The following is a 24598-nucleotide window of genomic DNA, read 5'->3' on the forward strand; positions in this document are numbered from 1 at the left end:
ACTGACTATGGAAAACATTCAAACACTTATCGCCCAGCATCCTTTAGTGGAAGATCTGGTTGCTCTCAAAGAAACGACCTGGTTTAACCCGGGCACCACCTCTCTTGCGGCAGGTTTACCCTATGTTGGCCTGACGGATCACGACGTTCAGGATGCTCACGCCCGACTGGCTCGCTTTGCGCCATATCTGGCAAAAGCATTCCCGGAAACCGCTGCCACCGGCGGGATTATCGAATCTGAGCTGGCCGCTATTCCGGCTATGCAAAAACGACTGGAAAAAGAGTTCGGACAGCACATCAACGGTGAAATACTGCTCAAAAAAGACAGCCACCTGCCGATTTCCGGCTCGATTAAAGCCCGCGGCGGTATTTATGAAGTGCTGACCCACGCCGAAAAGCTGGCGCTGGCAGCCGGCCTGCTGACCACGGAAGACGATTACAGCGTTCTGCTTTCGCCTGAGTTCAAACAGTTCTTCAGCCAGTACAGCATCGCGGTCGGCTCGACCGGCAACCTCGGGATGTCGATTGGCATCATGAGCGCACGCATTGGCTTTAAGGTGACAGTGCATATGTCGGCTGACGCCCGCGCATGGAAAAAAGCCACACTGCGCAGTCACGGCGTCACAGTGGTGGAGTACGAAGAAGATTACGGTGTGGCGGTTGAACAGGGGCGCAAGGCGGCACAGTCCGATCCCAACTGCTTCTTTATCGACGATGAAAACTCGCGCACTTTGTTTTTAGGTTATGCGGTCGCCGGGCAACGTCTGAAGGCGCAGTTCGCGCAGCAGGGGCGCGTAGTGGATGCCGACCATCCGCTGTTTGTCTACTTGCCGTGCGGCGTCGGCGGCGGCCCTGGCGGCGTGGCGTTTGGCCTGAAGCTGGCGTTTGGTGACAACGTGCACTGCTTCTTCGCAGAACCGACCCACTCACCGTGTATGCTGCTGGGGATTTACACCGGGTTGCACGATACGATTTCCGTGCAGGACATTGGTATCGACAACCTGACGGCGGCAGATGGGTTGGCGGTCGGTCGTGCATCGGGCTTTGTTGGTCGGGCAATGGAGCGTCTGCTTGATGGTCTGTACACACTTGATGACCAGACGATGTACGACATGCTGGGCTGGCTGGCGCAGGAAGAAGGGATTCGTCTGGAGCCGTCGGCGCTGGCGGGTATGGCTGGACCTCAGCGCGTTTGTGCCTCTACGGATTATCAGCAGATGCACGGATTCAGCGCGGAACAGCTTACTAACGCCACCCATCTGGTTTGGGCCACCGGCGGCGGCATGGTACCGGAAGCCGAAATGGCGAAGTATCTGGCGAAAGGACGCTAAACGCCGTTGATCTTAACGCAGCATCGCCATCAGTTCTGCCGGTGAGCGATGCTGTTTGATCAGATCGCGCATCACGCGCATATGCGGTGATGAGTGATTAAAGAAGGCTTGATATCCCGCGCATAACCCACTCCTCCCGCTATCATGACAAAGCGCAGGGCAGTCACCACGGTAGAATTGCAGCAGGGAGCACGCCTGGCAGCGCGCACTCAACGGTGAAATCTCTTGTCGATCGATATGCCCTGGTCGACCGCACCACTGGTTCAGCGTGTTATCAAAAAGCTGCACGGAGACTCGGGTAATATCCTCACGAACCCAGATATCAAACACCGCTTTTAAAAACCGTCCCCAATCTTCTGACGTAACAGACTCAGCGTTCAGATAACCGTTTTCATCACATTCAACCATGGGAACAAACTGTACTGAACGAATACCGTTCTGCTGTAAATTACGATATAACTCAACCGGTTGCAGACTTTTTTGCCGATCAACCACAACCTTAATTCTCCTTTCACTAACCTCCATGTCCTTACTGCCTGTCATGCAAAATCCCCGATATATACGATAAGTTGGCGAATGTGGGTTACAGCAAACAGTATTGCGAGGGATAACACCGCGAGGGAGATCATAAATTTGTCACGCACCGCGCGAGATTCAGAAAAATCGCTATGAGTGACATCCATCAGATTACGGCTACGGGTATAGCGCCAGAGAATAATCGCCACAATCGCCAACACGACAATAGAGGTCCAGAACAGTAATCCCGCCTGATGCCAATTATGTTTTAGCGCCAGTGCCATTAGCGCGCCATAGCCCAACAACGTGCGAAACCAGGCCAGCGATGTGCGCTCAGGTTGTAACCCTGGGTCAACGATACGTCGCGATTTACGGCTACCCGGCATACAGCACCAGTCCCATGACAATCACAGCAACCATCAGCAAAATCAGGCTGATGATTAAAAGGCTATGGGTGTAGGGCAAATCCTCTTTCAGGCGCATCGCCTTTTCGTTACGCAGCCAGCGTAGATAACCGTAAATCGCCAGGCCGCCCGCAAGCATACACAGCAGCAGCGCCAACAGCTCACGAATGACCGGCGTGGCGAAATCCGGTGCCAGTTGGTCGAGGCCCACACCCGCCGCCAGAAATCCCAGCGCGGTACGGATCCACGCCAGAAAGGTACGCTCATTTGCCAGCGAGAAGCGGTAATCGGGTGCTTCCCCGAGACGGGAAATTTTCATTACAACTCCTTCAATATTGTTGCTAGTCGGTTATACCGAAACAGTAAAGGAGTATGAACCGGATTCTCAAACGTAAGGCAGCTTAATGTGATGGGGGCGGGAAAAGAGAGGCATCTCTGTAGGCCGGATACGCTCATTGCATACCCGGCCTATAAATGAGTCGTTAACCCATTCCCCAAAAAATCACCGCCAGCAGTTGTGGGGTGATAATCCTCAGGAACATTACCAGTGGATAAACAGTGGCGTAGGAGAGCGCAGCCGCCCCGCTGGTGGCATGCAGGTTATTGGCAAATGCCAGCGCAGGGGGATCGGTCATTGAGCCGGCCAGCATTCCGCACAGCGTCAGGTAGTTCATTTTGGTGAGAAGGCGCGCCAGCAGACCGACGGTAATCAGCGGAACGGCAGTGATGAAAATGCCGTAGCCCACCCAGCTCAGACCATCTCCCTGGGTGAGTGTATCAACAAAATCACCACCCGATTTCAGGCCAACCACCGCAAGAAAGAGCACAATCCCCAGTTCACGCAGCGCCAGGTTAGCGCTCGGCGGCATAAACCAGTACAGCTTACCGATACTGCCAATACGCCCAAGTATCAGCGCCATAATCAGCGGCCCGCCGGCCAGCCCCAGCTTTAACGCCACCGGGAAGCCGGGTATAAACAGCGGAATAGAACCCAGCAAAACGCCAAGCCCGATACCGATAAATACCGGCAACATCTGTACTTGTTGCAGTTTTTGCTGCGCGTTGCCAACAACATTCGCGACGGCATCGATGGATGAGGGTCGCCCCACCAGGTTGAGGATATCGCCAAACTGCAGGCTGGCGTCGCTGCTGGCAACCAACTCTACGCCCGCACGGTTCAGACGCGAGATAACAACGTCGTAGCGCTCTTTAAAGTGCAGGTCACGGATCCGTTTACCCAGTACCTGTTCGTTGGTCACCACCACACGCTCGACGCGCAAATCCGTGCCTCGCGTCGACAGTGAAGTATCGACTTCCTGACCAATTACCACCTGCGCATTGTGCAGATCAGCGGGCTGCCCGACCAGATGGAGCAGATCGCCCATCTGAATAATCGTTCCCGGCGACGGCACCATCAATGTCTCTTCCCGCTTCAGGCGAGAGCAGATGATTTTATCGCTGTTCAGAATGGGGACGTCCTGAATTGCCATATTATTCAGGTTCGGATTTTCAACACGGATGTTCATTGTCTGGATCAGCGCCTGCCCGTTGGTCCGCGTTGACTCGTGCTGCTGCGCTTCTGCCTCGACGTTGACGCGGAATATAAGACGCATCAGCCACATGGTGAGCAAAATACCGCAAATGCCAAAAGGATAAGCCATGGCGTAGCTCATCCCCATCTGATCCACGACATCCATTGGCGTACCCAGATCGCGCAGAATTTGCTGCCCTGCGCCCAGCGCCGGGGTATTGGTTACCGCACCGGAGAATATACCCAGCACCACGGGAAGAGGAATGGCAAAAATCTTATGTAGCAGCGCGGTAACCAGGCCACCCATAATGACAATCAACACGGCGAACATATTCAGGCGCAAGCCCGAAACGCGCAGTGATGCGAAGAAGCCAGGCCCCACCTGAATACCGATGGTGTACACAAAGAGAATCAGGCCAAATTCCTGAATAAAATGCAGCATATCGCCGCTCAGGGTCATCCCAGCCTGATCGACAAAATGCCCGACAATAATTCCGCCGAACAGCACGCCCCCGATGCCAAAACCCACACCCCGGACTTTAATGTTGCCGATCCATAACCCGACAACCGCCACCAACGCCAGAACGCTGACCGTCAATGCTATATCACTCATTATTCTGTTCCCTGTGAATAACATCATTAAGTAAATGGATTCTGGCAGAGTACAGGCGCAATGTATGGGTGGTAAAGCACAAAAAAGCCCCGTCATTTCTGGCGGGGCAAAGGCATGGAGCTATTTAGCTATTTAATGCGGGACGTTCGCTGATGGCGATCCGCTGCGGCGGGACCGTTTCTGGCTCGTTGCGAATTAAATCTATGTGCAGCAACCCATTGGTAAAGCTCGCGCCGGAGACTTCCATATTTTCAGCCAGAGTAAAGCTCAGGCTGAAGGATTGAGTCACCAGCCCCTGATGCAGCCACTTGGTCTCTTTTTCAGGCTGCTCCGGCGTACCTTTCACCGTCAGACGCGTGCCTTCCAGCTGAATATCCAGATCTTCCTGACGGAAACCGGCTAACGCAAGCGTAATGCGATAGTGGTTATCGTCGCTTTTTTCGATGTTATAGGGTGGGAAGCTCTGGCTTTCGCCGGTGTTTTGCAGTGCATTGGCCAGTTTGTCAAAACCGATCCATTGACGCAGCAATGGGGACAAATCGTAGTTACGCATATTCATTCTCCTTCTAAGAAGCGAGTAAGTACCTTTCGGCTCCCTGACGGCAAGCCGATTGCTTAGCAGGGCCGCCTGAAGCGGCCCACTGAATTAGTTTATTTCGATGCGGCGCGGTTTGTTCGCTTCCGGAATCACGCGCTCAAGTTCGATGTACAGCAGACCGTTCACCAGGTTTGCACCGCGAACATGAATGTTCTCCGCCAACTGGAACTTGCGTTCAAAGTTGCGCTCGGCAATGCCCTGATACAGGTAAGTACGTTCTTTTTGCTCGTCCGCGTGAGCGCCTTTTACTACCAGCAGATTGTCCTGGGCGGTAATTTCCAGCTCACTTTCAGCAAAGCCCGCAACGGCAATCGCAATGCGGTAATGGTTTTCGTCTACCAGCTCGACGTTATACGGAGGGTAGCCGCCATTACTCTGGCTCTGATTGCTTTCCAGCAGGTTAAACAGGCGATCAAAACCAATTGCAGAACGGTATAACGGAGATAAGTCAAAGTTACGCATAATCAATAGCTCCTGAAATCAGCGAGAATGTTGGACCTTCCATCATGGACAGGTCAGGTAGCCAGGACACCCATCAGGCGTGCCCTTCATTTGTCTACACCCTAAAAATGGGTCTTAATACAAACTTTTCAAGCGTATTCATCTGACTTTTTTTGCAGTTTGTTGTCTATTGCATACACTGGGGGGACAGTTGTTATCGTTAGAGTGCGATAGCCGCCACAGTGCGACAGAATGGTGATGTTATTTTTCGCAACGGATCGCTATAACTCACCATGCAAACACCGATGTTTAACAGATGAATAAATGATGATAAAAAAAATGTTGTTAACACTGATGATGTGCAGCGGGATGGTTTTCGTGAGCGGCTGTTCCAGCGTCATGTCACACACCGGAGGCAAAGAGGGGACGTATCCCGGCACGCGTGCCAGCGCCACGATGATAAGCGAAAGCGATACAAACTGGGGAACGAAGTCGCTGGCCATTCTTGATATGCCGTTTACCGCCGTGCTGGATACGCTGCTGCTTCCGTGGGATTTATTTCGCACCGATAGCTCGGTGAGATCGCGCGTAGAAAGAAGTGAGGAGAGCACGCAAGCCACAAACAACGTGATCCCCCCAGCCAAAATGCCTGCCCCTTAAGTTAGCGCCCGGTTTCTGTCACCCATAGCTGGCGGAAACCCTCGACATCTTCCATCCATGCAACCTGCTGCCCATCAGGCGAAAAGACGATCGCATCTGCGGACGGCGGAGCTTTATGATTCTCCGTCAAAAAATCAATCTCTCCCGTCTGCGCATTGCAGCAGGCAATTCTGTTTTCCAGCACAAATCCCAGCCATTGACCCGACGGATGCCAGTTAAACGCTGACTGAATATCAGTCGTACAGCGAGTCAGTTGGCGCGGAGCACCGCCCAGCACAGAAATCAGCCATAGCTGCACAATACCGCTATCATCACGCATTAAAAACGCAATCTCAGATGCCTTTGGATCACAGCGCACCCAGTGGCGCGGCTGATTCACCAGCCCAGGGAAAGCACGATCATGGGTAAACGTCAGGCGGCGCTGAACGACACCAGACGGCGGCGCTGGCATTGTCGATTCGCTGCCTTCCAGCGGTGCATCACCCGGCCGCTTCCAGCCATTTTCATCTTGCGGCAGATCGACAATAAACAACTCAGGAACCTTCTCCCCGTTTGCCGACAAGGTATCACCGATAAATGCCAGCGCATGATCCCCCACCCAGCCTTCTTCATAGGCGCGGTTAATCTCATCGCTGCCCGGCTGCGGTGAGGGCGTCGTCTTACTCACCAGTACGCACCAGTGACTCCCGCTGTACTCGCGCGGATGCTGAACGGACACCGTCACCGGGCCATAAGGCGTAGCCACGCCAACGTTACGTAAATCCAGTGCCGGGGAACGCTCACGCAACACATGATCGTTATAGGTGAAGCTAACAAATTCACCATTCGGGCTAAAAACATGCACATGGCTGCCGCCGCGCAGCGCGCCAGGCGTGTACGGGGCGGTAATATCCATCGAGTCCAGATTCGCTACCTCTGTGTGCGTAGCAATGACACCACGCCGATGATGGAAGTCGTAATGCCATGTTTCATCTGGGTTTTCTGGGCCATGAATGAACACATATTTTTCAGACTTTGGATGAACGGTCACCACGCCGACGTGCGCCTCCTGCGCCGCGCGATAAATCACCTCCACCTCGCCGGTGTGAATATTGACGCGTTCAATCGTCTCACCGGTAAACGATGCGCCGGAAGGACGAACATCAAAAACCAGCCACTGGCTGTCCGGGGTCCAGGTATTGATATTAGTAAGCTGATGATTACGCGGCGTAAAAGTGATTTGCTTCATGGGATGTCCTGATACGAGACGATTTCAGCAATCATACTTCACAAGGACTTCACTTTCAGGCTTTAGCGTATGCCCATCTCAGTTATTACGGGCGCAAAGATGGAACATTTTGATGTGGCGATTATCGGTTTAGGCCCGGCGGGTGCGGCGCTGGCGCGACAGTTGAGCGGGAAAATGCGCGTGATCGCGCTGGATAAAAAACGCCAGTGCGGGAATGAAGGCTTCACCAAACCCTGCGGTGGTCTGTTGGCCCCGGATGCCCAGCGCTCGTTTATCCGCGACGGGATAACCTTGCCCGTTGATGTCATCGCCAACCCACAGATATTTAGCGTTAAAACGGTTGATGTTGCCGCCTCTTTGACGCGTAACTACCAGCGCAGCTACATTAACATCAACCGCCATGCTTTTGATTTATGGCTTAAATCTCTTATTCCCGCCGATGTGCAGGTGTACCACGACAGCCTGTGTCGGAAAATCTGGCGCGAGGGAGATAAATGGCACGTGATATTCCGCGCCGACGGTTGGGAGCAGCAGATCACCGCACGTTATCTGGTGGGTGCCGATGGTGCCAATTCACTGGTACGCCGTCATCTCTATCCCCAGCACCAAATCCGTAAATATGTCGCTATTCAACAATGGTTTGCGGAAAAGCATCCCGTCCCGTTCTATTCCTGTATTTTTGATAATGACGCAACTGACTGCTATTCATGGAGCATCAGCAAAGACGGTTATTTTATCTTCGGTGGCGCCTATCCGATGAAGGATGGGCAGGCACGCTTTGACGCATTGAAATCTAAGATGGAAGCGTTCCATTTCCAGTTCGGCAAACCAGTGAAAAGCGAAAAATGTACGGTGCTGTTCCCGTCACGCTGGAAAGACTTCGTCTGCGGTGAGGATAACGCGTTTTTAATTGGCGAAGCGGCTGGATTTATCAGCGCCAGTTCACTGGAAGGGATTAGCTATGCGCTGGATAGCGCGGAAATCCTCAAATCTGTACTGCTGCGGGATGCGCCTGATATGAATCTCGCTTACCGCAAAGCTACCCGTAAAATACGTCTAAAACTGTATGGCAAAATCCTGAAAAGCCGGGCACTCACGTCAGCGTTTTCCCGTAAATGGATAATGCAGAGCGGCGTGGCGCATATTCCCTTGGCAAAATCTGAAAGTCGCCCGCCAGCGAAAGAAAGGCGTGATAAACCGCGTAGTATGGCAATGATATTATTGCGCGTTTTTTTAAGGGATTAAATTGAAGATTAATTATAGCGGACTGGTAAAAGCCTTGGTCGTGTCATTACTTAGCACTATGCTAACAGGATGTTTTAGCATCATGCTGATCGCGAATAGCAATCCACAAACAACGAAGGAAAGGTGGAGAGCAGATTCCATTATCGGCTTATCTTCGGGTAAAGATAATGACGGTAATGAAGGCTATGTCTTTGTCGGTAAAACGTTTGATTATCTGCTGACCAGTGGCGCCGAAAGTGTGGTGAAACTGCTGCAAGATCCGCAAATCGATCGCCATAATTTACAGGCTGTTGATATCGCCGAATTCATCATCAGCAGTAATAAAAAGACATTTGAAGGCGTATTAACACTCAAATACACCGGAGAAACTCAGGAAGTTAAGCAGGTGCTCACAGGCTACGGTTTTTATTGCACAGCGCAAAATTGCACGAAGAAACTATACAATTTGCAAGGGACAATTCATAAGAAAAGCACCACACAGGATTACTCACAGGTGCTCACATTTTATCATCCATTTACCGTTGGTTTTTACGAATATAAAACCTCAGGGATGCCGGAAGGCCTCACAAACGCACTGCTGCCCATCACTATCACTCTGGATATCGTAACATCGCCATTGCAGATAATAGCGCTCAGCGTCATAGCTAATAAGTAATTTAATGGGCAAATGCGGCAAAGCATTTGCCCATAACGCCTTATTTCAGCGCAAACTTCTCAATGGCATACGCAACGCCATCTTCAAGGTTGGATTTGGTCACAAAGTTGGCGATTTCTTTTACTGAGGGAATGGCGTTGTCCATTGCCACACCCACACCCGCGTATTCAATCATCGCGATGTCGTTTTCCTGATCGCCAATCGCCATGACTTCTTCGGCTTTAATGCCCAGCGCATCGGCCAGCGATTTTACACCCGTGCCTTTATTGACGCGTTTATCCAGGATTTCAAGGAAGTACGGCGCACTCTTCAGCACCGTGTACTTCTCTTTTACTTCTGCAGGTATGCGCGAGATGGCTTTATCGAGAATTTCCGGCTCGTCAATCATCATCACTTTCAGGAACTGGGTTGTCGGATCCATTTTCTCGGCTTCACAGAACACCAGCGGAATGGTCGCGATAAACGATTCATGCACCGTGTAGTAACTGATATCGCGGTTGGCGGTATACAGCGTATTGCGATCGAGGGCGTGGAAGTGTGAACCGACTTCCCGGGAGAGTTGTTCCAGGTAACGATAATCATCATAACTCAGCGCGGTTTGCGCCACGGTACTGCCATCCCCTGCTTTCTGTACCAGCGCACCGTTGTAGGTAATGCAGTAGTCACCGGGTTGTTCCATGTGAAGTTCTTTCAGGTAGCTGTGGACGCCGGCATACGGACGCCCCGTGGTCAGCACTACATTTACCCCACGCGCACGCGCCGCGGCAATCGCCGTTTTGACCGCAGGTGAAATGGTGTGATCGGGCAGCAGAAGTGTGCCATCCATGTCGATAGCAATAAGTTTGATAGCCATGAGTTCCCCGGATTAAATGAGTCCATACTCATGCTAACGCGATTCCGCTCAAAAAACAGCAACGAAAAGGGGGATAGAAAAGGAAACCGGATGCCCCTTTTGCAGGCAAAAAAATACCCGGTTGCGCAAACAACCGGGCAGATTTTACGACTAGCCGATTAGATATCGATGTTCGCCGCTTTCAGGGCGTTCTCTTCGATAAACGCACGACGTGGTTCAACGGCGTCGCCCATCAACGTTGTGAACAGCTGATCGGCGGCAATCGCATCTTTCACGGTCACACGCAGCATGCGACGGCTTTCCGGATCCATGGTGGTTTCCCACAGCTGATCCGGGTTCATTTCACCCAGACCTTTATAACGCTGAATAGACAGACCACGACGGGACTCTTTCACCAGCCAGTCCAGCGCCTGCTCGAAGCTGGCAACCGGCTGACGACGCTCGCCACGTTCGATAAACGCATCGTCTTCGATCAGGCCACGCAGTTTCTCACCCAGCGTGCAGATACGACGGTATTCGCCACCGGTCACAAACTCATGCTCCAGCGGATAATCGGTATCAACACCGTGGGTACGCACGCGGATCACCGGTTCGAACAGGTTCAGTTCAGCGTCTTTACGCACAAAGCTGTTCCAGGTGCTGCCGTGCATTTCGTTTTCATTCAGCACGTTAACCAGCTGGGAAACCCAGGCCGTGACTTTCGCTTCATCAGCGAGATCGGCTTCAGCCAGCGTCGGTTGGTAAACCAGTTCCTTCAGCAGCGAGCGCGGGAAGCGGCGTTCCATACGACCAATCATTTTCTGCGTGGCGTTGTACTCAGAAACCAGTTTTTCCAGCGCTTCACCCGCCAGCGCCGGAGCGTGGGCATTGGTGTGCAGCGTGGCACCATCAAGGGCGATAGAGATCTGGTACTGATCCATCGCTTCATCGTCTTTGATGTACTGTTCCTGCTTGCCTTTCTTCACTTTGTACAGCGGTGGCTGCGCAATGTAGACGTGGCCGCGTTCAACGATTTCCGGCATCTGACGATAGAAGAAGGTCAACAGCAGCGTACGGATGTGCGAGCCATCGACGTCCGCATCGGTCATGATGATGATGCTGTGATAGCGCAGTTTATCCGGGTTGTACTCGTCGCGACCGATGCCGCAGCCCAGCGCGGTAATCAGCGTCGCCACTTCCTGAGAAGAGAGCATCTTGTCGAAGCGTGCTTTCTCAACGTTGAGGATTTTACCCTTCAGCGGCAGAATCGCCTGGTTCTTACGGTTACGCCCCTGCTTCGCAGAGCCGCCCGCTGAGTCCCCTTCCACCAGGTACAGTTCAGAGTGGGCCGGATCGCGTTCCTGACAGTCCGCCAGTTTGCCCGGCAGACCTGCTAAGTCCAGCGCGCCTTTGCGGCGGGTCATTTCACGTGCGCGACGCGCTGCTTCACGGGCACGCGCAGCATCAATAATTTTGCCGACGACAATTTTAGCGTCAGACGGGTTTTCCAGCAGGTATTCGCTCAGCAGTTCGTTCATCTGCTGTTCAACCGCCGTTTTCACCTCAGAGGAGACCAGCTTGTCTTTGGTCTGTGAGGAGAACTTCGGATCCGGCACTTTCACGGAAACGACAGCAATCAGGCCTTCACGCGCATCATCACCGGTGGCGCTGACTTTCGCTTTTTTACTGTAGCCTTCTTTGTCCATGTAGGCGTTCAGAGTACGAGTCATCGCCGCACGGAAGCCTGCAAGGTGAGTGCCGCCATCACGCTGCGGAATGTTGTTAGTGAAGCAGTAGATATTTTCCTGGAAACCATCGTTCCACTGCAGCGCAACTTCAACGCCAATACCGTCTTTTTCGGTGGAGAAATAGAAGATATTCGGGTGGATCGGCGTTTTGTTCTTGTTGAGGTATTCAACAAACGCCTTGATGCCGCCTTCATAGTGGAAATGATCTTCTTTGCCGTCGCGCTTGTCGCGCAGGCGGATAGATACACCGGAGTTCAGGAATGACAGCTCGCGCAGACGTTTAGCCAGAATCTCATATTCGAACTCAACGACATTGGTAAAGGTTTCATGGCTTGGCCAGAAACGCACCTGGGTACCGGTCGCTTCAGTCTCGCCTGTAACGGCCAGCGGAGCCTGCGGCACGCCGTGCACGTAAGTTTGCTGATGCACTTTGCCTTCGCGACGAATCACCAGCTCCAGCTTCTGCGACAGAGCGTTAACCACGGAAACACCCACGCCGTGCAGACCACCGGACACTTTATAGGAGTTATCATCGAATTTACCGCCTGCGTGCAGTACGGTCATGATAACTTCCGCCGCCGACACGCCCTCTTCCGGGTGGATACCGGTTGGGATACCACGGCCATCATCGGTAACGGACACGGAGTTATCAGCGTGAATCGTCACCACGATATCTTTACAGTGACCCGCGAGCGCTTCGTCGATAGCGTTATCTACCACCTCGAATACCATGTGGTGTAGACCGGTGCCGTCATCCGTGTCGCCGATATACATACCCGGGCGCTTACGCACCGCATCCAGTCCTTTCAGGACTTTGATACTGGAGGAGTCATAAGAATTCGACATCAACGTTTCTCGCTCATTTTATCTTGGGTTAATCCGTTATTTTACCCTTTTCCACGGTGAACATCTTCGAATTTTTGTCCGACATGTCCATTACGTGTTCAGCGCTAATTGCGCTGACAAAGACCTGAGATTGCGTGGCTTTTAAGCGGCTGGCCAACAGTCCGCGACGCGCATCATCCAGTTCAGAGGCAAAATCATCTATCAGGTACAGGCAGCGCCGTCCGCTTTCGCGAGTCAGGAACTCCCCTTGCGCCAGACGTAAGGCGCACATCAGCAGTTTTAACTGCCCACGCGATAACGTGTCTTCCACCGGCGCACCGTCGGCGCGTATGCGGAAATCCGCTTTATGCGGGCCGTGTGCGGTGTAGGTCAACATGCGATCGCGTTCAAAACTGCGTTCCAGCACCTCAGCGTAGTCGCTCTCTTTCTCCCAGCCGCGCTGGAAAGAGAAGGAGAGAGAAAACTCGGGAAGAAACTGCTGGCAGGTATCCGCCATATCCTGCGCGATACCGGCGCTGTACTCCGCGCGCCAGGTGCTGATTTGTTCCGCCAGCGGGATAAGTTCTTTATCCCACGGACGCAGTTGCTCATAACGACTCACCTGGCGCAGCGCGGCATTGCGCTGCTTGAGCAACCGCTTAAGGTTACTCCAGGCGGTAAAGAATCCGGCTTCATTGTGAAAGCATCCCCAGTCAAGGAACGCTCTTCTGTATTTGGGGCCGCCGTTGAGTAAAGTAAACCCCTCAGGCGTGATCAGCTGCATCGGCATCAGGTGCGCCAGTTCGGCAACCTTGTGACCGTCTGTGCCGTCAATACGCACTTTGCTGTCACCCAGCTTGTCTTTAGTCAGGCCAATCGATGTCTCGCGCTCGGCTCCCTGTAAACGCCCGTGCAGTACAAACGACTCCTGCTCATGGCGAATAACGCGGCCAATCTGCAAACTGCGAAACGCCCGACCGTGGCCAAGCGTATAAATAGCTTCCAGCACGCTGGTTTTGCCGCTGCCATTAGCGCCTACCAGGAAGTTAAAGCCGGGAGATAAAGCGAGATCCGCGCTTTCGATATTGCGAAAGTCGCGGATCAACAAGCGGGTGAGCGACATTACAATCTCATTGGCATAACAACATAAGCCGCGCTCTGGCTGGCTGCATCTTCAATCTGGACGCTGGAAACAGAGTCGGTCAGCATAATACGGACGTTTTCGCACTTCAGTGCGTTCAGTACATCCAGCACGTAGCTAACGTTGAAGCCGATTTCCATTTCAGTCCCTGGGTAGGTGACGTCGAGGATCTCTTCCGCTTCTTCCTGCTCCGGGTTGTTGGCCGTAATTTTGAGCTGGTTTTCGCTGACGTACAGACGCACACCGCGGAATTTCTCATTAGAGAGAATGGCCGCACGAGCAAACGCCTGCTTAAGGATATCGCAGCCCGCTTCCAGATGTTTGTCCGGGTTCTTCGGCAGGACGCGACGGTAATCCGGGAAACGTCCATCAACCAGCTTAGAGGTAAAGATAAAGTCACCCACGTGCGCACGGATGTTGTTGCTGCCGATCTGCACGCGCAGCGGGTTGTCGCCGCCGTCGAGCATACGCATCAGTTCAATCACGCCTTTACGCGGCACGATCACCGAATGGCTGGGCAGCGATTGTCCAACCGGCATTGAGCACACCGCCAGGCGGTGACCGTCGGTCGCGACGGTACGCAGTTCTTCGCCTTCGGTTTCAAACAGCATGCCGTTTAAGTAATAACGCACATCCTGATGCGCCATTGAAAACTGCGTGGCTTCAATCAGACGCTTCATCGTCGCCTGCGGCAGCGTGAATTCGACTTCGCTCTGCCAGTCATCCAGATTTGGGAAGTCGGCGGCAGGTAGCGTGGACAGCGAGAAACGGCTGCGACCAGAGCGCACCAGCATGCGGTCACCTTCCAACTGGACAGCAATTTCCGCACCTTCCGGCAGCCCACGACAAATGTCGAAGAATTTACGCGCCGGGACGGTGGTAGCACCAGGTTCATGAGGCTGGATCAGCGCCACGCGTGCCACCATCTCCATCTCAAGATCGGTACCGGTCAGAGAAAGCGTTCCATCCGCAACCTGTAGCAACAGGTTTCCGAGGATCGGCAGCGTAGGACGACCACCCAGCGGGCCGCTGACCTGCTGAAGCGGTTTTAATAAATGTTCACGTTCAACGGTAAATTTCATAGCGTCACGAAGATAATGTTCTGATTAAATTGGAGAAATCTTCTTTAATATCATGGCTTTCTTCACGCAACTGCTCAATCTTGCGACAGGCATGAAGCACGGTAGTATGGTCACGCCCACCAAACGCGTCGCCAATTTCCGGCAGACTGTGGTTGGTGAGCTCTTTTGCCAGCGCCATCGCCATCTGACGCGGACGAGCTACCGAGCGAGATCGACGCTTGGAAAGCAGATCCGCAATTTTGATTTTGTAATACTCCGCCACCGTCTTCTGAATATTGTCGATGGTGACCAGTTTTTCCTGCAATGCCAGCAGATCGCGCAGCGCTTCACGCACAAAATCGATCGTTATCGCGCGGCCAGTAAAGTTGGCGTTGGCGATCACGCGGTTCAGTGCACCTTCCAGTTCACGCACGTTAGAGCGTAGACGCTTGGCAATAAAGAACGCCACTTCACCCGGCAGACGAATGTCGTTTTCGTCGGCTTTTTTCATCAGGATCGCAACGCGTGTTTCCAGTTCAGGCGGTTCGATCGCGACGGTCAGCCCCCAGCCGAAGCGGGATTTCAGGCGATCTTCAACGCCGTTGATCTCCTTCGGATAGCGATCCGACGTCAGGATGATCTGTTGATTACCTTCCAACAGGGCATTAAAGGTGTGGAAAAACTCTTCCTGGGATCGTTCTTTATTAGCAAAGAATTGAATATCGTCAATCAGCAGCGCATCAACGGAACGGTAGTAGCGTTTAAACTCTTCGATCGCATTGTTTTGTAGGGCTTTAACCATGTCCTGTACAAAACGCTCAGAGTGCATATACACCACTTTCGCATTCGGCTTGCGCGCCATAATCCCGTTACCGACAGCGTGCAACAGGTGGGTTTTACCCAAACCGGTGCCGCCATAAAGGAATAAAGGATTGTAGGCTCCGCCAGGATTGTCCGCCACCTGACGTGCCGCCGCGCGCGCCAGTTGGTTAGATTTACCTTCAACGAAGTTATCAAACGTGTGTTTGACGTTGACGTTAGAGCGATAGGTCGGTTCGGCCGGGGCCGGGACGTTATCCCAACCAGGACGCGCAACCGGTGCGGCACGTTGCGGCTGAACTTGTTGCGTCACATACGCAGGCGCCACAACGTTATTCACCGGCGTCTTCAGCGTTTGCGTAACAGGTTTTGTACCGACTTCAAAGCGCAGTTGTGGAGCATCTGCTCCGCAGAAATTATTCAGCAATCCATTAATATTATTAAGGTATTTGTCCCTTACCCAATCGAGCACAAAACGGTTTGGCGCATACAAAGCCAGCGTGTTATCGCTCAGTTCCGCCTGCAACGGGCGTATCCACATACTGAATTCTGTGGCTGGTAACTCATCCTGCAATCGGGCAAGACACTGCTGCCAAAGCGAAAGTGACACGGCGGACTCCACTCGAACAAAAGTCGATAAATGACAAAGGCTGAAACATTCATGATTGTTGGCGCACGTCGAAAAGACCCTGCATGAGGGTGACGTGCGAACCGCTGTCTGCGGTTATATGCCCGATCAGGATCCATTGAAACGATCAGGACCGCGGATCATAGCCTAAACTGAGCGAGAGATCTTCTGTTTCTCACAGATTCTTCCCGATTTATCCACAGGATGATCCAGAATCGGCTAAGTGTAAACGATCCTGGAGAAGTGCTGCAGGTTTTCGCGCGCATATTGAAAAAATTAATGAGTAAAGATGCTTTACTGCTTAAACGATCTAATAAAGATCCCGTGCGATCCTTGCGCTTTATCCACCAGCCCGTATAATTCTTACCCCCAGCGAGTAATGGTCGCCTCACGGCGTCAACGCTGCCTGTTTTTTACGCGAATCCATGCGGAAAAAAGCGGGAATTAAGGAAAGAGAATTGACTCTGGAGTGTACAATTATTACAATCCGGCCTCTTTAATCACCCACACTGTGGCGTAAGTCGTTCGATATTCGTTCGGGTATACGCAAAAGTCAGTGAATTTATTCAAGTTTAGGTAGAAATCGCCATGAAACGCACTTTTCAACCGTCTGTACTGAAGCGCAACCGTTCTCACGGCTTCCGTGCTCGTATGGCTAATAAAAATGGTCGTCAGGTTTTGGCACGTCGTCGTGCTAAAGGCCGTTCTCGTCTGACCGTTTCTAAGTAATAAAAGCTAGCCCCTGAGTGGTTAAGCTCGCATTTCCCAGGGAGTTACGTTTGTTAACTCCCACTCATTTCACATTCGTCTTCCAGCAGCCACAACGGGCTGGCACGCCGCAAATCACCATCCTCGGCCGCCTGAATTCGCTGGGGCATCCCCGCATCGGTCTCACGGTCGCCAAGAAAAATGTTAAACGTGCGCATGAACGCAACAGGATTAAACGCCTGACGCGTGAAAGCTTCCGTTTACGTCAGCACGAACTTCCAGCAATGGATTTCGTGGTGGTGGCTAAAAAAGGGGTTGCCGACCTCGATAACCGTGCTCTCTCGGAAGCGTTGGAAAAATTATGGCGTCGCCATTGTCGCCTGGCTCGCGGGTCCTGATAGCCCTCATTCGGGTCTATCAACGCCTGATCAGTCCGCTGCTTGGGCCGCATTGCCGTTTCACTCCAACCTGTTCGAGCTACGGAATTGAGGCATTGCGCAGGTTTGGAGTGATAAAAGGCAGTTGGTTGACGGTGAAACGCGTATTAAAATGCCACCCTTTACACCCTGGTGGTGACGATCCCGTCCCGCCCGGACCATTTGATACCAGAGAACACTAACGATGGATTCGCAACGCAATCTTTTAGTCATCGCTTTGCTGTTCGTGTCTTTCATGATCTGGCAAGCTTGGGAGCAGGATAAAAATCCGCAACCTCAGGCTCAGCAGACCACGCAGACAACGACCACCGCAGCGGGTAGCGCCGCAGACCAGGGCGTACCGGCCAGTGGCCAGGGGAAACTGATTACGGTTAAGACTGACGTGCTTGATCTGACCATCAACACCCGTGGTGGTGATGTGGAACAGGCTTCACTGCCAGCTTACCCGAAAGAACTCGGTTCTACCGAACCGTTCCAGTTACTGGAAACCACGCCACAGTTCATCTATCAGGCACAGAGTGGCCTGACAGGTCGTGACGGCCCGGATAACCCGGCTAATGGCCCGCGTCCGCTGTACAACGTCGACAAAGACGCTTTTGTACTGGCTGACGGTCAGAATGAACTGCAGATCCCGATGACCTATACTGACGCCGCAGGCAACACGTTTACCAAAACGTTTATCCTTAAGCGTGGTGAGTATGCGGTAAGCGTTAACTACAGCGTGCAGAACGCCAGCGAGAAGCCGCTGGAAGTCTCCACCTTTGGTCAGCTGAAGCAATCCATCAATCTGCCATCTCATCGCGACACCGGTAGCAGCAACTTTGCGCTGCACACCTTCCGTGGCGCGGCGTACTCCACGCCGGATGAGAAATATGAGAAATACAAGTTCGACACCATTGCTGAAAACGACAACCTGAACGTCAACGCTAAAGACGGCTGGGTTGCAATGCTGCAACAGTATTTCGCAACGGCATGGGTTCCGCGTAACGACGGCACCAATAACTTCTATACCGCAAATCTGGGTAACGGCATTGCCGCTATCGGCTATAAATCTCAGCCGGTTCTGGTTCAGCCAGGCCAGACAAGCGCGATGACCAGCACCCTGTGGGTTGGCCCGGAAATTCAGGATAAAATGGCGGCCGTTGCACCGCACCTGGATCTGACCGTGGACTACGGCTGGTTGTGGTTCATCTCTCAGCCGTTGTTTAAACTGCTGAAGTGGATCCATAGCTTCCTGGGTAACTGGGGCTTCTCCATCATCGTTATCACCTTTATCGTTCGTGGCATCATGTACCCGCTGACTAAAGCGCAGTACACCTCCATGGCGAAGATGCGTATGCTGCAGCCGAAGATTCAGGCAATGCGTGAGCGTCTGGGCGATGACAAACAGCGTCAAAGCCAGGAAATGATGGCTCTGTACAAAGCTGAGAAGGTTAACCCGCTGGGCGGCTGCTTCCCGCTAATCATCCAGATGCCAATCTTCCTGGCGTTGTACTACATGCTGATGGGCTCCATTGAACTGCGTCACGCGCCGTTTGCTCTGTGGATCCATGACCTGTCTGCACAGGACCCGTACTACATCCTGCCGATCCTGATGGGCGTGACGATGTTCTTCATTCAGAAGATGTCTCCGACCACCGTGACCGACCCGATGCAGCAGAAGATCATGACCTTTATGCCGGTCATCTTCACCGTGTTCTTCCTGTGGTTCCCGTCAGGTCTGGTGCTGTACTATATCGTCAGCAACCTGGTAACCATTATTCAGCAGCAGCTGATTTACCGTGGTCTGGAGAAACGTGGCCTGCATAGCCGCGAGAAGAAAAACTCCTGATTCGGTGTAGGCCGGATTAGGCGAAACCGCCATCCGGCAAACGGAACATAACGTAAAGGGCGGTCATTTGACCGCCTTTTTTTATTGCATGACGAAGAGACATATCATGAGCCATAACGACACCATCGTCGCTCAGGCAACCCCACCGGGACGTGGTGGTGTGGGTATTCTGCGCATTTCCGGCCTCAAAGCCCGCGAGGTCGCCGAAACCGTACTGGGCAAACTGCCAAAACCGCGTTATGCCGACTATCTGCCGTTTAAAGATGCCGATGGCAGCGCGCTGGATCAGGGGATTGCCCTGTGGTTCCCCGGCCCTAACTCCTTTACCGGTGAAGACGTTTTAGAGTTGCAGGGCCACGGTGGTCCGGTCATTCTTGATCTGCTGTTAAAACGTATTCTGACCATTCCCGGGCTGCGCATTGCCAGACCCGGTGAGTTCTCAGAGCGCGCGTTCCTTAACGATAAGCTCGATTTAGCCCAGGCAGAAGCGATTGCCGACCTGATCGACGCCAGCTCAGAACAAGCCGCTCGCTCGGCGCTGAATTCGTTGCAGGGCGCATTTTCCGCGCGGGTAAATCATCTTGTGGAAGCACTCACTCACTTGCGAATCTACGTGGAAGCAGCAATTGACTTCCCGGATGAGGAAATAGACTTCCTCTCTGACGGCAAGATTGAAGCCCAACTTAATAGCGTGATGGCCGATCTTGATGCCGTACGTGCCGAAGCGCGTCAGGGCAGTCTGCTACGCGAAGGGATGAAGGTAGTCATTGCCGGTCGCCCGAACGCCGGGAAATCGAGCCTGCTGAACGCGCTGGCAGGCCGTGAGGCGGCGATTGTGACCGACATTGCGGGGACGACTCGCGACGTATTGCGTGAGCATATTCATATCGACGGTATGCCGCTGCACATCATCGACACTGCCGGTCTGCGCGATGCCAGCGATGAAGTTGAACGCATTGGTATCGAACGCGCCTGGCAGGAAATCGAACAAGCCGACCGCGTGTTGTTTATGGTGGATGGCACTACCACCAATGCCGTTGATCCTGCCGACATCTGGCCTGATTTTATTGCGCGTTTGCCTGCAAAGCTGCCGATCACCGTGGTGCGCAACAAAGCGGACATCACCGGCGAAACGCTGGGCCTTAGCGAAGTAAATGGCCACTCACTGGTTCGCCTCTCCGCACGTACTGGTGAAGGAGTGGACGTGCTGCGTAACCATCTCAAACAGAGCATGGGCTTTGAAACCAATATGGAAGGCGGCTTTCTGGCGCGCCGTCGTCACCTGCAGGCACTGGCAGAAGCGGCTGAGCATCTCCAGCAAGGCAAAGCTCAGCTGTTGGGTGCATGGGCCGGAGAGCTGCTGGCAGAAGAGTTGCGCCTGGCGCAGCAGAACCTCAGTGAGATCACCGGGGAATTTACCTCCGACGACCTGCTGGGACGGATTTTCTCCAGCTTCTGTATAGGTAAGTAACGTTGTGTTGCCCGGTGGCGCGATGCTTACCGGGCTCACAAGATCCCTGTACCGGTTAAGGCAGTAATAGATTTCCTCTCAGGAAATCACTGTTGTCCGAATGGCAACTCGTGCTACTGACTCTCTCCCCGTATTCTTAGCGCCACATTCCTCATGAGGTCGCTATGACACGCTTTTTAATCTGCAGTTTTGCCCTGGTTCTGCTTTATCCTGCCGGTATTGATATGTATCTGGTGGGATTGCCGCGTATTGCCGCCGACCTTAACGCCAGCGAAGCGCAGCTGCATATCGCATTTTCGGTCTATCTGGCCGGTATGGCCACGGCGATGTTGTTCGCTGGTAAGGTCGCCGACCAGTCGGGTCGCAAGCCGGTCGCTATTGTCGGCGCCCTGATCTTTATCTTCGCCTCCACCCTGTGTTCATTCGCCGAAAGCGGTACGCCATTCCTGGTAGGACGTTTCATTCAGGGGATTGGCGCAGGCTGCTGCTATGTGGTGGCATTTGCGATTTTGCGCGATACGCTCGACGATCGCCGCCGGGCAAAAGTGCTGTCTCTGTTGAACGGCATCACCTGTATCGTGCCGGTACTGGCACCGGTGATGGGGCATCTGATTATGCTCAAATACCCGTGGCAGAGCCTGTTCTACACGATGATCGGTATGGGCGTAGTCGTTTGCCTGCTGTCGGTGTTTATCCTGCGAGAATCGCGCCCAGCGAGGCTCTCGACGTCGAAGGCAGTTGATCAACAAGTCGAGTCGCTGGTAAACCGCTTTTTCTTAAGTCGTCTGGCTATTACCACGCTGAGCGTGTCGGTGATCCTGACCTTTGTGAATACCTCTCCGGTACTGCTGATGGAAGTGATGGGCTTCGACCGTGGCGAATACGCCACGACAATGGCGATGACCGCTGGCGTCAGTATGGCGGTCTCTTTCTCCACGCCGTTCGCCCTGAGTGTGTTTAAGCCCCGCACCCTGATGCTGGCCTCGCAGGTTCTGTTCCTGGCCGCTGGCGTGGTGTTAACCCTCGCCAGCACGCATGCCGTCACGCTGTTTGGGCTGACGTTAATCTGTGCCGGATTCTCGGTCGGTTTCGGTGTTGCCATGAGCCAGGCGCTGGGGCCGTTCTCGCTGCGAGCAGGCGTCGCCAGCTCAACGTTAGGCATTGCCCAGGTCTGTGGCTCATCGCTGTGGATTTGGCTGGCGGCTATCCTCGGACTCGACGCGCTGAATATGCTGATCGGGATTCTGATTGGCTGTAGCATAGTGAGCATCATGCTGATTTTCACTGTTGCTCCTAACCGGTCCGCGCCCACTCATGAAGAAATCCCTCAGCAGTCTCGATCTTAATTTATTGCTCTGCCTGCAGCTCCTGATGCAGGAGCGCAGCGTTACCAAAACCGCCAAACGGATGAACGTCACGCCGTCGGCGGTGAGTAAATCGCTGGCAAAACTGAGATCCTGGTTTGACGATCCACTGTTTGTAAACACACCTCTGGGGCTGACGCCAACGCCGCTGATGGTCAGTATGGAACAGAGCCTGGCGGAATGGATGCAGATGGGCAATCAGCTGCTCGATAAGCCACATCATGAAGCACCGCGCGGGCTTAAGTTTGATCTGGTGGCCGAGACGCCGCTAGTGATGATCATGTTCAACTCACTCTCACAGCAGATCTATCAACGTTATCCGCAAGCCTCGATCAAAGTGCGCAACTGGGATTACGATTCGCTGGACGCCATTATTCGCGGAGAGGTGGATATCGGTTTTACCGGGCGTGAAAGCCACCCGCGATCGCGCGAGTTACTGAGCCTGCTGCCGCTGTCTATCGACCATGAAGTGCTGTTTTCCGATCTCCCCTGCGTCTGGCTGCGCGAAGATCATCCGGCGTTACAAGAAGAGTGGAACCTGGAAACATTCCTGCGCTACCCGCATATCAGCATCAGTTGGGAACAAAGTGACACCTGGGCGCTGGACGATGTGCTGCAAGAGATGGGACGCAAACGTACTATTTCCCTGAGCCTGCCGGGGTTTGAGCAGTCGCTGTTTATGGCCGCCCAACCGGATCACGCGTTGATAGCCACTGCCCCAGTCTATTGTCAGCGCTATAATCAACTCCACCAGCTTCCACTTGTGGCTCGCCCGCTGCCCTTTGATGCCGCACAGCTGGAAAAAATGCGCGTACCGTTCACCCTGCTCTGGCATAAACGCAACAGCCATAACCCGAAAATCGTCTGGCTGAAAGACACGATCAAAACGCTTTATCGCGATATGACCTGACTATCCGTCACCACATTGTTGCTAAATTAACCACTCTGGCAGCAGAAATGTAAAAGTCGCGTAATGTATCCCATTTTAGCCTGTTTTTCAGGCAGCAAAGCCTGCCTATAGGCTACGTAAATGTTACTCTGGTAATAATCACGGACCATTAATCACGGAGCGAAAAATGGCGACACATTTTGCCAGAGGGATTCTTACGGAGGGACACCTGGTTTCAGTTCGCCTCCCTTCTCCATGTCATGTCGAAGCAAAAAATCTACCCACGCATCGCCGAACTCGCTTCCTGGCCTCCAGAAGCCTGCTCGCTGAACTGATGTTTATGCTTTACGGCACCAGCACGCTGCCCGAAATCGTTGTTCAGGCCAAAGGTAAACCCGTTTTTCGCGATAAAAATCTGCCAGGATTTTCGATTTCATATGCGGGAAATATCGTCGGTGTTGCCCTGACGACAGAAGGCGCATGCGGCCTGGATATGGAACTTCAGCGCGCGATCGGCGGGTTTAACTCTCCACATTCGGTGGGCACCTGGCGCTTCTCCAGTAACGAAAAGCTGTGGATCAACAACCAAAGCGATCCCAATGAAGCACGTGCGCAGCTCATTACCCTACGCCAGAGCGTACTCAAACTCACCGGTGATATGAGCAATGACGATCCGCGTGAACTCCAGCTATTACCCGGCGCCGGGCGTCTGAAATGCGCTCATACGGCACAAATAGAAGCCATTTGCGATGCCGAAGACGTGCTGGTGTGGTCGGTCGCGGTGACGCCAGCCATTGAAAAGCTCAAGGTTTGGGAGTTTGATGGTAAACAGGACTGGAAAAGTTTGCCCAATATCCAGACTCGCGCCAATGAGCCAACGGGCCGCCTTATCCGCTTCTCTCAATTATCCGCAGCGAAGAGCTATACGCTTAACTGACTTAACTTTCATGATGAAACAGGAGTAACCATGTCTGAAACATTGAATGTTGTTACGTTACTGGGGAGCCTGCGCAAAGGCTCGTTTAATGCAATGGTTGCCCGTACGCTGCCAAAAATTGCCCCTGCCGGGATGGACGTCAACGCATTACCGTCGATTGGCGATATCCCACTTTACGATGCCGATTTCCAGCAGGAAGAGGGTTTTCCGGCAAGCGTAGAAGCGCTGGCGGAACAGATCAGAAAAGCGGATGGCGTGGTGATTGTCACACCGGAATATAACTATTCGGTACCCGGCGGGCTGAAAAACGGCATCGACTGGCTGTCCCGTCTGCCCGATCAGCCGCTGGCGGGTAAGCCGGTGCTGATCCAGACCAGCTCAATGGGCGCGATTGGCGGCGCACGCTGTCAGTATCATCTGCGCCAGATTCTGGTGTTCCTCGACGCAATGGTAATGAACAAGCCGGAATTTATGGGCGGTGTCATTCAGAACAAGGTGGATGCGCAAACCGGCGAAGTGATTGATCAAAGTACGCTGGATCACCTGACAGGTCAGTTGGCCGCCTTCAGTGAGTATATTCAGCGTGTAAAAGCCTGATAACAACATTTGCCTGGTACTCTTAAATAATCCAGTAAGCGCCTATGCTTCTGGATTATTTTTTTATTTGCGTAAACCTGTCCATAACC

General features: G+C 53.1%; 26 protein-coding genes and 1 other annotated feature. Of the genes, 14 read left to right on the forward strand and 12 right to left on the reverse strand.

The window, feature by feature from the left end; all coding sequences use genetic code 11:
* Nucleotides 1-7: 7 nt before the first annotated feature.
* Nucleotides 8-1330 (forward strand): D-serine ammonia-lyase, encoded by a 1323-nt coding sequence (gene dsdA / locus JQ822_RS16550; protein WP_213134379.1) that lies wholly within the window; start codon nucleotides 8-10, stop codon nucleotides 1328-1330.
* 12 nt (nucleotides 1331-1342) lie between these two features.
* Here the strand turns inward: dsdA and JQ822_RS16555 are convergent, their stop codons facing one another.
* The 6 genes from JQ822_RS16555 to ibpA form a co-directional block, all read right to left on the reverse strand.
* Entirely contained in the window at nucleotides 1343-1873 is a 531-nt protein-coding gene (locus JQ822_RS16555) for a radical SAM protein (protein WP_213134380.1), read from the reverse strand.
* Nucleotides 1870-2232: a DUF202 domain-containing protein gene (locus JQ822_RS16560; protein WP_213134381.1), complete on the reverse strand. Its 363-nt coding sequence runs from the start codon at nucleotides 2230-2232 to the stop codon at nucleotides 1870-1872. The genes JQ822_RS16555 and JQ822_RS16560 overlap by 4 nt, the downstream gene beginning before the upstream one ends.
* Nucleotides 2222-2569, reverse strand: coding sequence for a YidH family protein (locus tag JQ822_RS16565; protein ID WP_213134382.1), 348 nt, complete (start codon nucleotides 2567-2569; stop codon nucleotides 2222-2224). Before JQ822_RS16565 ends, JQ822_RS16560 begins: the two co-directional genes overlap by 11 nt.
* Nucleotides 2570-2732: 163 nt before the next feature.
* Nucleotides 2733-4394, reverse strand: a complete 1662-nt coding sequence (locus tag JQ822_RS16570; RefSeq protein ID WP_213134383.1) for a putative transporter — start codon at nucleotides 4392-4394, stop codon at nucleotides 2733-2735.
* A 124-nt stretch (nucleotides 4395-4518) separates the two neighbouring features.
* On the reverse strand, nucleotides 4519-4947 hold the full coding sequence (gene ibpB, locus JQ822_RS16575) for a small heat shock chaperone IbpB (RefSeq protein WP_135323804.1): 429 nt from the start codon (nucleotides 4945-4947) through the stop codon (nucleotides 4519-4521).
* Nucleotides 4948-5040: 93 nt separating this feature from the next.
* A complete protein-coding gene (gene ibpA / locus JQ822_RS16580; protein ID WP_045448945.1) occupies nucleotides 5041-5454 on the reverse strand; it encodes a small heat shock chaperone IbpA in 414 nt (137 codons plus the stop codon).
* Nucleotides 5448-5520, reverse strand: a sequence feature (ROSE (Repression Of Heat Shock gene Expression) occurs in the 5'-region of heat shock genes and acts as an RNA thermometer to modulate expression.). Its footprint overlaps the gene before it by 7 nt.
* Before the next feature lie 240 nt (nucleotides 5521-5760).
* Here ibpA and JQ822_RS16585 point away from each other — a divergent pair.
* Entirely contained in the window at nucleotides 5761-6093 is a 333-nt protein-coding gene (locus JQ822_RS16585) for a YceK/YidQ family lipoprotein (RefSeq protein WP_213134425.1), read from the forward strand.
* Between the two features lies 1 nt (nucleotide 6094).
* Here JQ822_RS16585 and JQ822_RS16590 read toward each other — a convergent pair whose 3' ends face one another.
* Entirely contained in the window at nucleotides 6095-7321 is a 1227-nt protein-coding gene (locus JQ822_RS16590) for a DUF3748 domain-containing protein (protein ID WP_213134384.1), read from the reverse strand.
* Nucleotides 7322-7420: 99 nt separating this feature from the next.
* Here JQ822_RS16590 and cbrA point away from each other — a divergent pair, with 99 nt between their 5' ends.
* Nucleotides 7421-8566 carry a colicin M resistance lipid reductase CbrA gene (gene cbrA / locus JQ822_RS16595; RefSeq protein ID WP_213134385.1) on the forward strand — a complete coding sequence of 382 codons (1146 nt, stop codon included), beginning with the start codon at nucleotides 7421-7423 and terminating at the stop codon, nucleotides 8564-8566.
* Between the two features lies 1 nt (nucleotide 8567).
* Entirely contained in the window at nucleotides 8568-9221 is a 654-nt protein-coding gene (locus tag JQ822_RS16600; RefSeq protein ID WP_213134386.1) for a YidX family protein, read from the forward strand.
* A 40-nt stretch (nucleotides 9222-9261) separates the two neighbouring features.
* On the opposite strand, the gene yidA is transcribed toward JQ822_RS16600, so the two are convergent.
* From yidA to dnaA, 5 genes are all read right to left on the reverse strand, one after another.
* Nucleotides 9262-10074, reverse strand: a complete 813-nt coding sequence (gene yidA / locus JQ822_RS16605; RefSeq protein ID WP_213134387.1) for a sugar-phosphatase — start codon at nucleotides 10072-10074, stop codon at nucleotides 9262-9264.
* Between the two features lie 158 nt (nucleotides 10075-10232).
* The gene (gene gyrB / locus JQ822_RS16610; protein WP_213134388.1) at nucleotides 10233-12647 is read right to left on the reverse strand and encodes a DNA topoisomerase (ATP-hydrolyzing) subunit B; all 2415 of its coding nucleotides are present in this window, start codon (nucleotides 12645-12647) and stop codon (nucleotides 10233-10235) included.
* 28 nt (nucleotides 12648-12675) lie between these two features.
* Nucleotides 12676-13749 carry a DNA replication/repair protein RecF gene (gene recF / locus JQ822_RS16615; protein ID WP_213134389.1) on the reverse strand — a complete coding sequence of 358 codons (1074 nt, stop codon included), beginning with the start codon at nucleotides 13747-13749 and terminating at the stop codon, nucleotides 12676-12678.
* Nucleotides 13749-14849, reverse strand: coding sequence for a DNA polymerase III subunit beta (gene dnaN / locus JQ822_RS16620; RefSeq protein ID WP_096758997.1), 1101 nt, complete (start codon nucleotides 14847-14849; stop codon nucleotides 13749-13751). The genes recF and dnaN overlap by 1 nt, the downstream gene beginning before the upstream one ends.
* 4 nt (nucleotides 14850-14853) lie before the next feature.
* Complete coding sequence (gene dnaA / locus JQ822_RS16625) at nucleotides 14854-16257, reverse strand: chromosomal replication initiator protein DnaA (protein WP_213134390.1); 1404 nt, start codon at nucleotides 16255-16257, stop codon at nucleotides 14854-14856.
* 297 nt (nucleotides 16258-16554) lie between these two features.
* Here dnaA and JQ822_RS24665 point away from each other — a divergent pair, with 297 nt between their 5' ends.
* The 10 genes from JQ822_RS24665 (at nucleotide 16555) to JQ822_RS16670 (ending at nucleotide 24509) form a co-directional block, all read left to right on the forward strand.
* Nucleotides 16555-16635 (forward strand): hypothetical protein, encoded by an 81-nt coding sequence (locus JQ822_RS24665; protein ID WP_418221920.1) that lies wholly within the window; start codon nucleotides 16555-16557, stop codon nucleotides 16633-16635.
* A gap of 228 nt (nucleotides 16636-16863) precedes the next feature.
* Nucleotides 16864-17004 carry a 50S ribosomal protein L34 gene (gene rpmH / locus JQ822_RS16630; RefSeq protein WP_003023858.1) on the forward strand — a complete coding sequence of 47 codons (141 nt, stop codon included), beginning with the start codon at nucleotides 16864-16866 and terminating at the stop codon, nucleotides 17002-17004.
* A gap of 17 nt (nucleotides 17005-17021) precedes the next feature.
* The gene (gene rnpA / locus JQ822_RS16635) at nucleotides 17022-17381 is read left to right on the forward strand and encodes a ribonuclease P protein component (protein WP_003844432.1); all 360 of its coding nucleotides are present in this window, start codon (nucleotides 17022-17024) and stop codon (nucleotides 17379-17381) included.
* Nucleotides 17345-17602 (forward strand): membrane protein insertion efficiency factor YidD, encoded by a 258-nt coding sequence (gene yidD, locus JQ822_RS16640; RefSeq protein WP_003023846.1) that lies wholly within the window; start codon nucleotides 17345-17347, stop codon nucleotides 17600-17602. Before rnpA ends, yidD begins: the two co-directional genes overlap by 37 nt.
* Nucleotides 17603-17604: 2 nt before the next feature.
* Nucleotides 17605-19251 (forward strand): membrane protein insertase YidC, encoded by a 1647-nt coding sequence (gene yidC / locus JQ822_RS16645; protein WP_213134391.1) that lies wholly within the window; start codon nucleotides 17605-17607, stop codon nucleotides 19249-19251.
* A 106-nt stretch (nucleotides 19252-19357) separates the two neighbouring features.
* Complete coding sequence (gene mnmE, locus JQ822_RS16650; RefSeq protein ID WP_213134392.1) at nucleotides 19358-20722, forward strand: tRNA uridine-5-carboxymethylaminomethyl(34) synthesis GTPase MnmE; 1365 nt, start codon at nucleotides 19358-19360, stop codon at nucleotides 20720-20722.
* A gap of 164 nt (nucleotides 20723-20886) precedes the next feature.
* Entirely contained in the window at nucleotides 20887-22068 is a 1182-nt protein-coding gene (locus JQ822_RS16655; RefSeq protein ID WP_213134393.1) for an MFS transporter, read from the forward strand.
* Nucleotides 22037-22996, forward strand: a complete 960-nt coding sequence (yidZ, locus tag JQ822_RS16660) for an HTH-type transcriptional regulator YidZ (RefSeq protein ID WP_213134394.1) — start codon at nucleotides 22037-22039, stop codon at nucleotides 22994-22996. The genes JQ822_RS16655 and yidZ overlap by 32 nt, the downstream gene beginning before the upstream one ends.
* Before the next feature lie 166 nt (nucleotides 22997-23162).
* Nucleotides 23163-23912 carry a 4'-phosphopantetheinyl transferase family protein gene (locus tag JQ822_RS16665; RefSeq protein WP_213134395.1) on the forward strand — a complete coding sequence of 250 codons (750 nt, stop codon included), beginning with the start codon at nucleotides 23163-23165 and terminating at the stop codon, nucleotides 23910-23912.
* 30 nt (nucleotides 23913-23942) lie between these two features.
* The gene (locus tag JQ822_RS16670) at nucleotides 23943-24509 is read left to right on the forward strand and encodes an NADPH-dependent FMN reductase (protein ID WP_213134396.1); all 567 of its coding nucleotides are present in this window, start codon (nucleotides 23943-23945) and stop codon (nucleotides 24507-24509) included.
* The last annotated feature ends 89 nt before the right edge of the window (nucleotides 24510-24598 follow it).

This window comes from Citrobacter sp. FP75, from assembly GCF_018342065.1.
Taxonomy (GTDB): Bacteria; Pseudomonadota; Gammaproteobacteria; order Enterobacterales; family Enterobacteriaceae; genus Citrobacter.

Excerpts from the sequence above, each read along its gene's own strand:
- dsdA (WP_213134379.1), top strand. The coding sequence starts at position 8 with ATGGAAAACATTCAAACACTTATCGCCCAGCATCCTTTAGTGGAAGAT.
- JQ822_RS16555 (WP_213134380.1), bottom strand. The coding sequence starts at position 1,873 with ATGACAGGCAGTAAGGACATGGAGGTTAGTGAAAGGAGAATTAAGGTT.
- JQ822_RS16560 (WP_213134381.1), bottom strand. The coding sequence starts at position 2,232 with ATGCCGGGTAGCCGTAAATCGCGACGTATCGTTGACCCAGGGTTACAA.
- JQ822_RS16565 (WP_213134382.1), bottom strand. The coding sequence starts at position 2,569 with ATGAAAATTTCCCGTCTCGGGGAAGCACCCGATTACCGCTTCTCGCTG.
- JQ822_RS16570 (WP_213134383.1), bottom strand. The coding sequence starts at position 4,394 with ATGAGTGATATAGCATTGACGGTCAGCGTTCTGGCGTTGGTGGCGGTT.
- ibpB (WP_135323804.1), bottom strand. The coding sequence starts at position 4,947 with ATGCGTAACTACGATTTGTCCCCATTGCTGCGTCAATGGATCGGTTTT.
- ibpA (WP_045448945.1), bottom strand. The coding sequence starts at position 5,454 with ATGCGTAACTTTGACTTATCTCCGTTATACCGTTCTGCAATTGGTTTT.
- JQ822_RS16585 (WP_213134425.1), top strand. The coding sequence starts at position 5,761 with ATGATAAAAAAAATGTTGTTAACACTGATGATGTGCAGCGGGATGGTT.
- JQ822_RS16590 (WP_213134384.1), bottom strand. The coding sequence starts at position 7,321 with ATGAAGCAAATCACTTTTACGCCGCGTAATCATCAGCTTACTAATATC.
- cbrA (WP_213134385.1), top strand. The coding sequence starts at position 7,421 with ATGGAACATTTTGATGTGGCGATTATCGGTTTAGGCCCGGCGGGTGCG.
- yidA (WP_213134387.1), bottom strand. The coding sequence starts at position 10,074 with ATGGCTATCAAACTTATTGCTATCGACATGGATGGCACACTTCTGCTG.
- gyrB (WP_213134388.1), bottom strand. The coding sequence starts at position 12,647 with ATGTCGAATTCTTATGACTCCTCCAGTATCAAAGTCCTGAAAGGACTG.
- recF (WP_213134389.1), bottom strand. The coding sequence starts at position 13,749 with ATGTCGCTCACCCGCTTGTTGATCCGCGACTTTCGCAATATCGAAAGC.
- dnaN (WP_096758997.1), bottom strand. The coding sequence starts at position 14,849 with ATGAAATTTACCGTTGAACGTGAACATTTATTAAAACCGCTTCAGCAG.
- JQ822_RS24665 (WP_418221920.1), top strand. The coding sequence starts at position 16,555 with ATGAGTAAAGATGCTTTACTGCTTAAACGATCTAATAAAGATCCCGTG.
- rpmH (WP_003023858.1), top strand. The coding sequence starts at position 16,864 with ATGAAACGCACTTTTCAACCGTCTGTACTGAAGCGCAACCGTTCTCAC.
- yidD (WP_003023846.1), top strand. The coding sequence starts at position 17,345 with ATGGCGTCGCCATTGTCGCCTGGCTCGCGGGTCCTGATAGCCCTCATT.
- yidC (WP_213134391.1), top strand. The coding sequence starts at position 17,605 with ATGGATTCGCAACGCAATCTTTTAGTCATCGCTTTGCTGTTCGTGTCT.
- mnmE (WP_213134392.1), top strand. The coding sequence starts at position 19,358 with ATGAGCCATAACGACACCATCGTCGCTCAGGCAACCCCACCGGGACGT.
- JQ822_RS16655 (WP_213134393.1), top strand. The coding sequence starts at position 20,887 with ATGACACGCTTTTTAATCTGCAGTTTTGCCCTGGTTCTGCTTTATCCT.
- yidZ (WP_213134394.1), top strand. The coding sequence starts at position 22,037 with ATGAAGAAATCCCTCAGCAGTCTCGATCTTAATTTATTGCTCTGCCTG.
- JQ822_RS16665 (WP_213134395.1), top strand. The coding sequence starts at position 23,163 with ATGGCGACACATTTTGCCAGAGGGATTCTTACGGAGGGACACCTGGTT.
- JQ822_RS16670 (WP_213134396.1), top strand. The coding sequence starts at position 23,943 with ATGTCTGAAACATTGAATGTTGTTACGTTACTGGGGAGCCTGCGCAAA.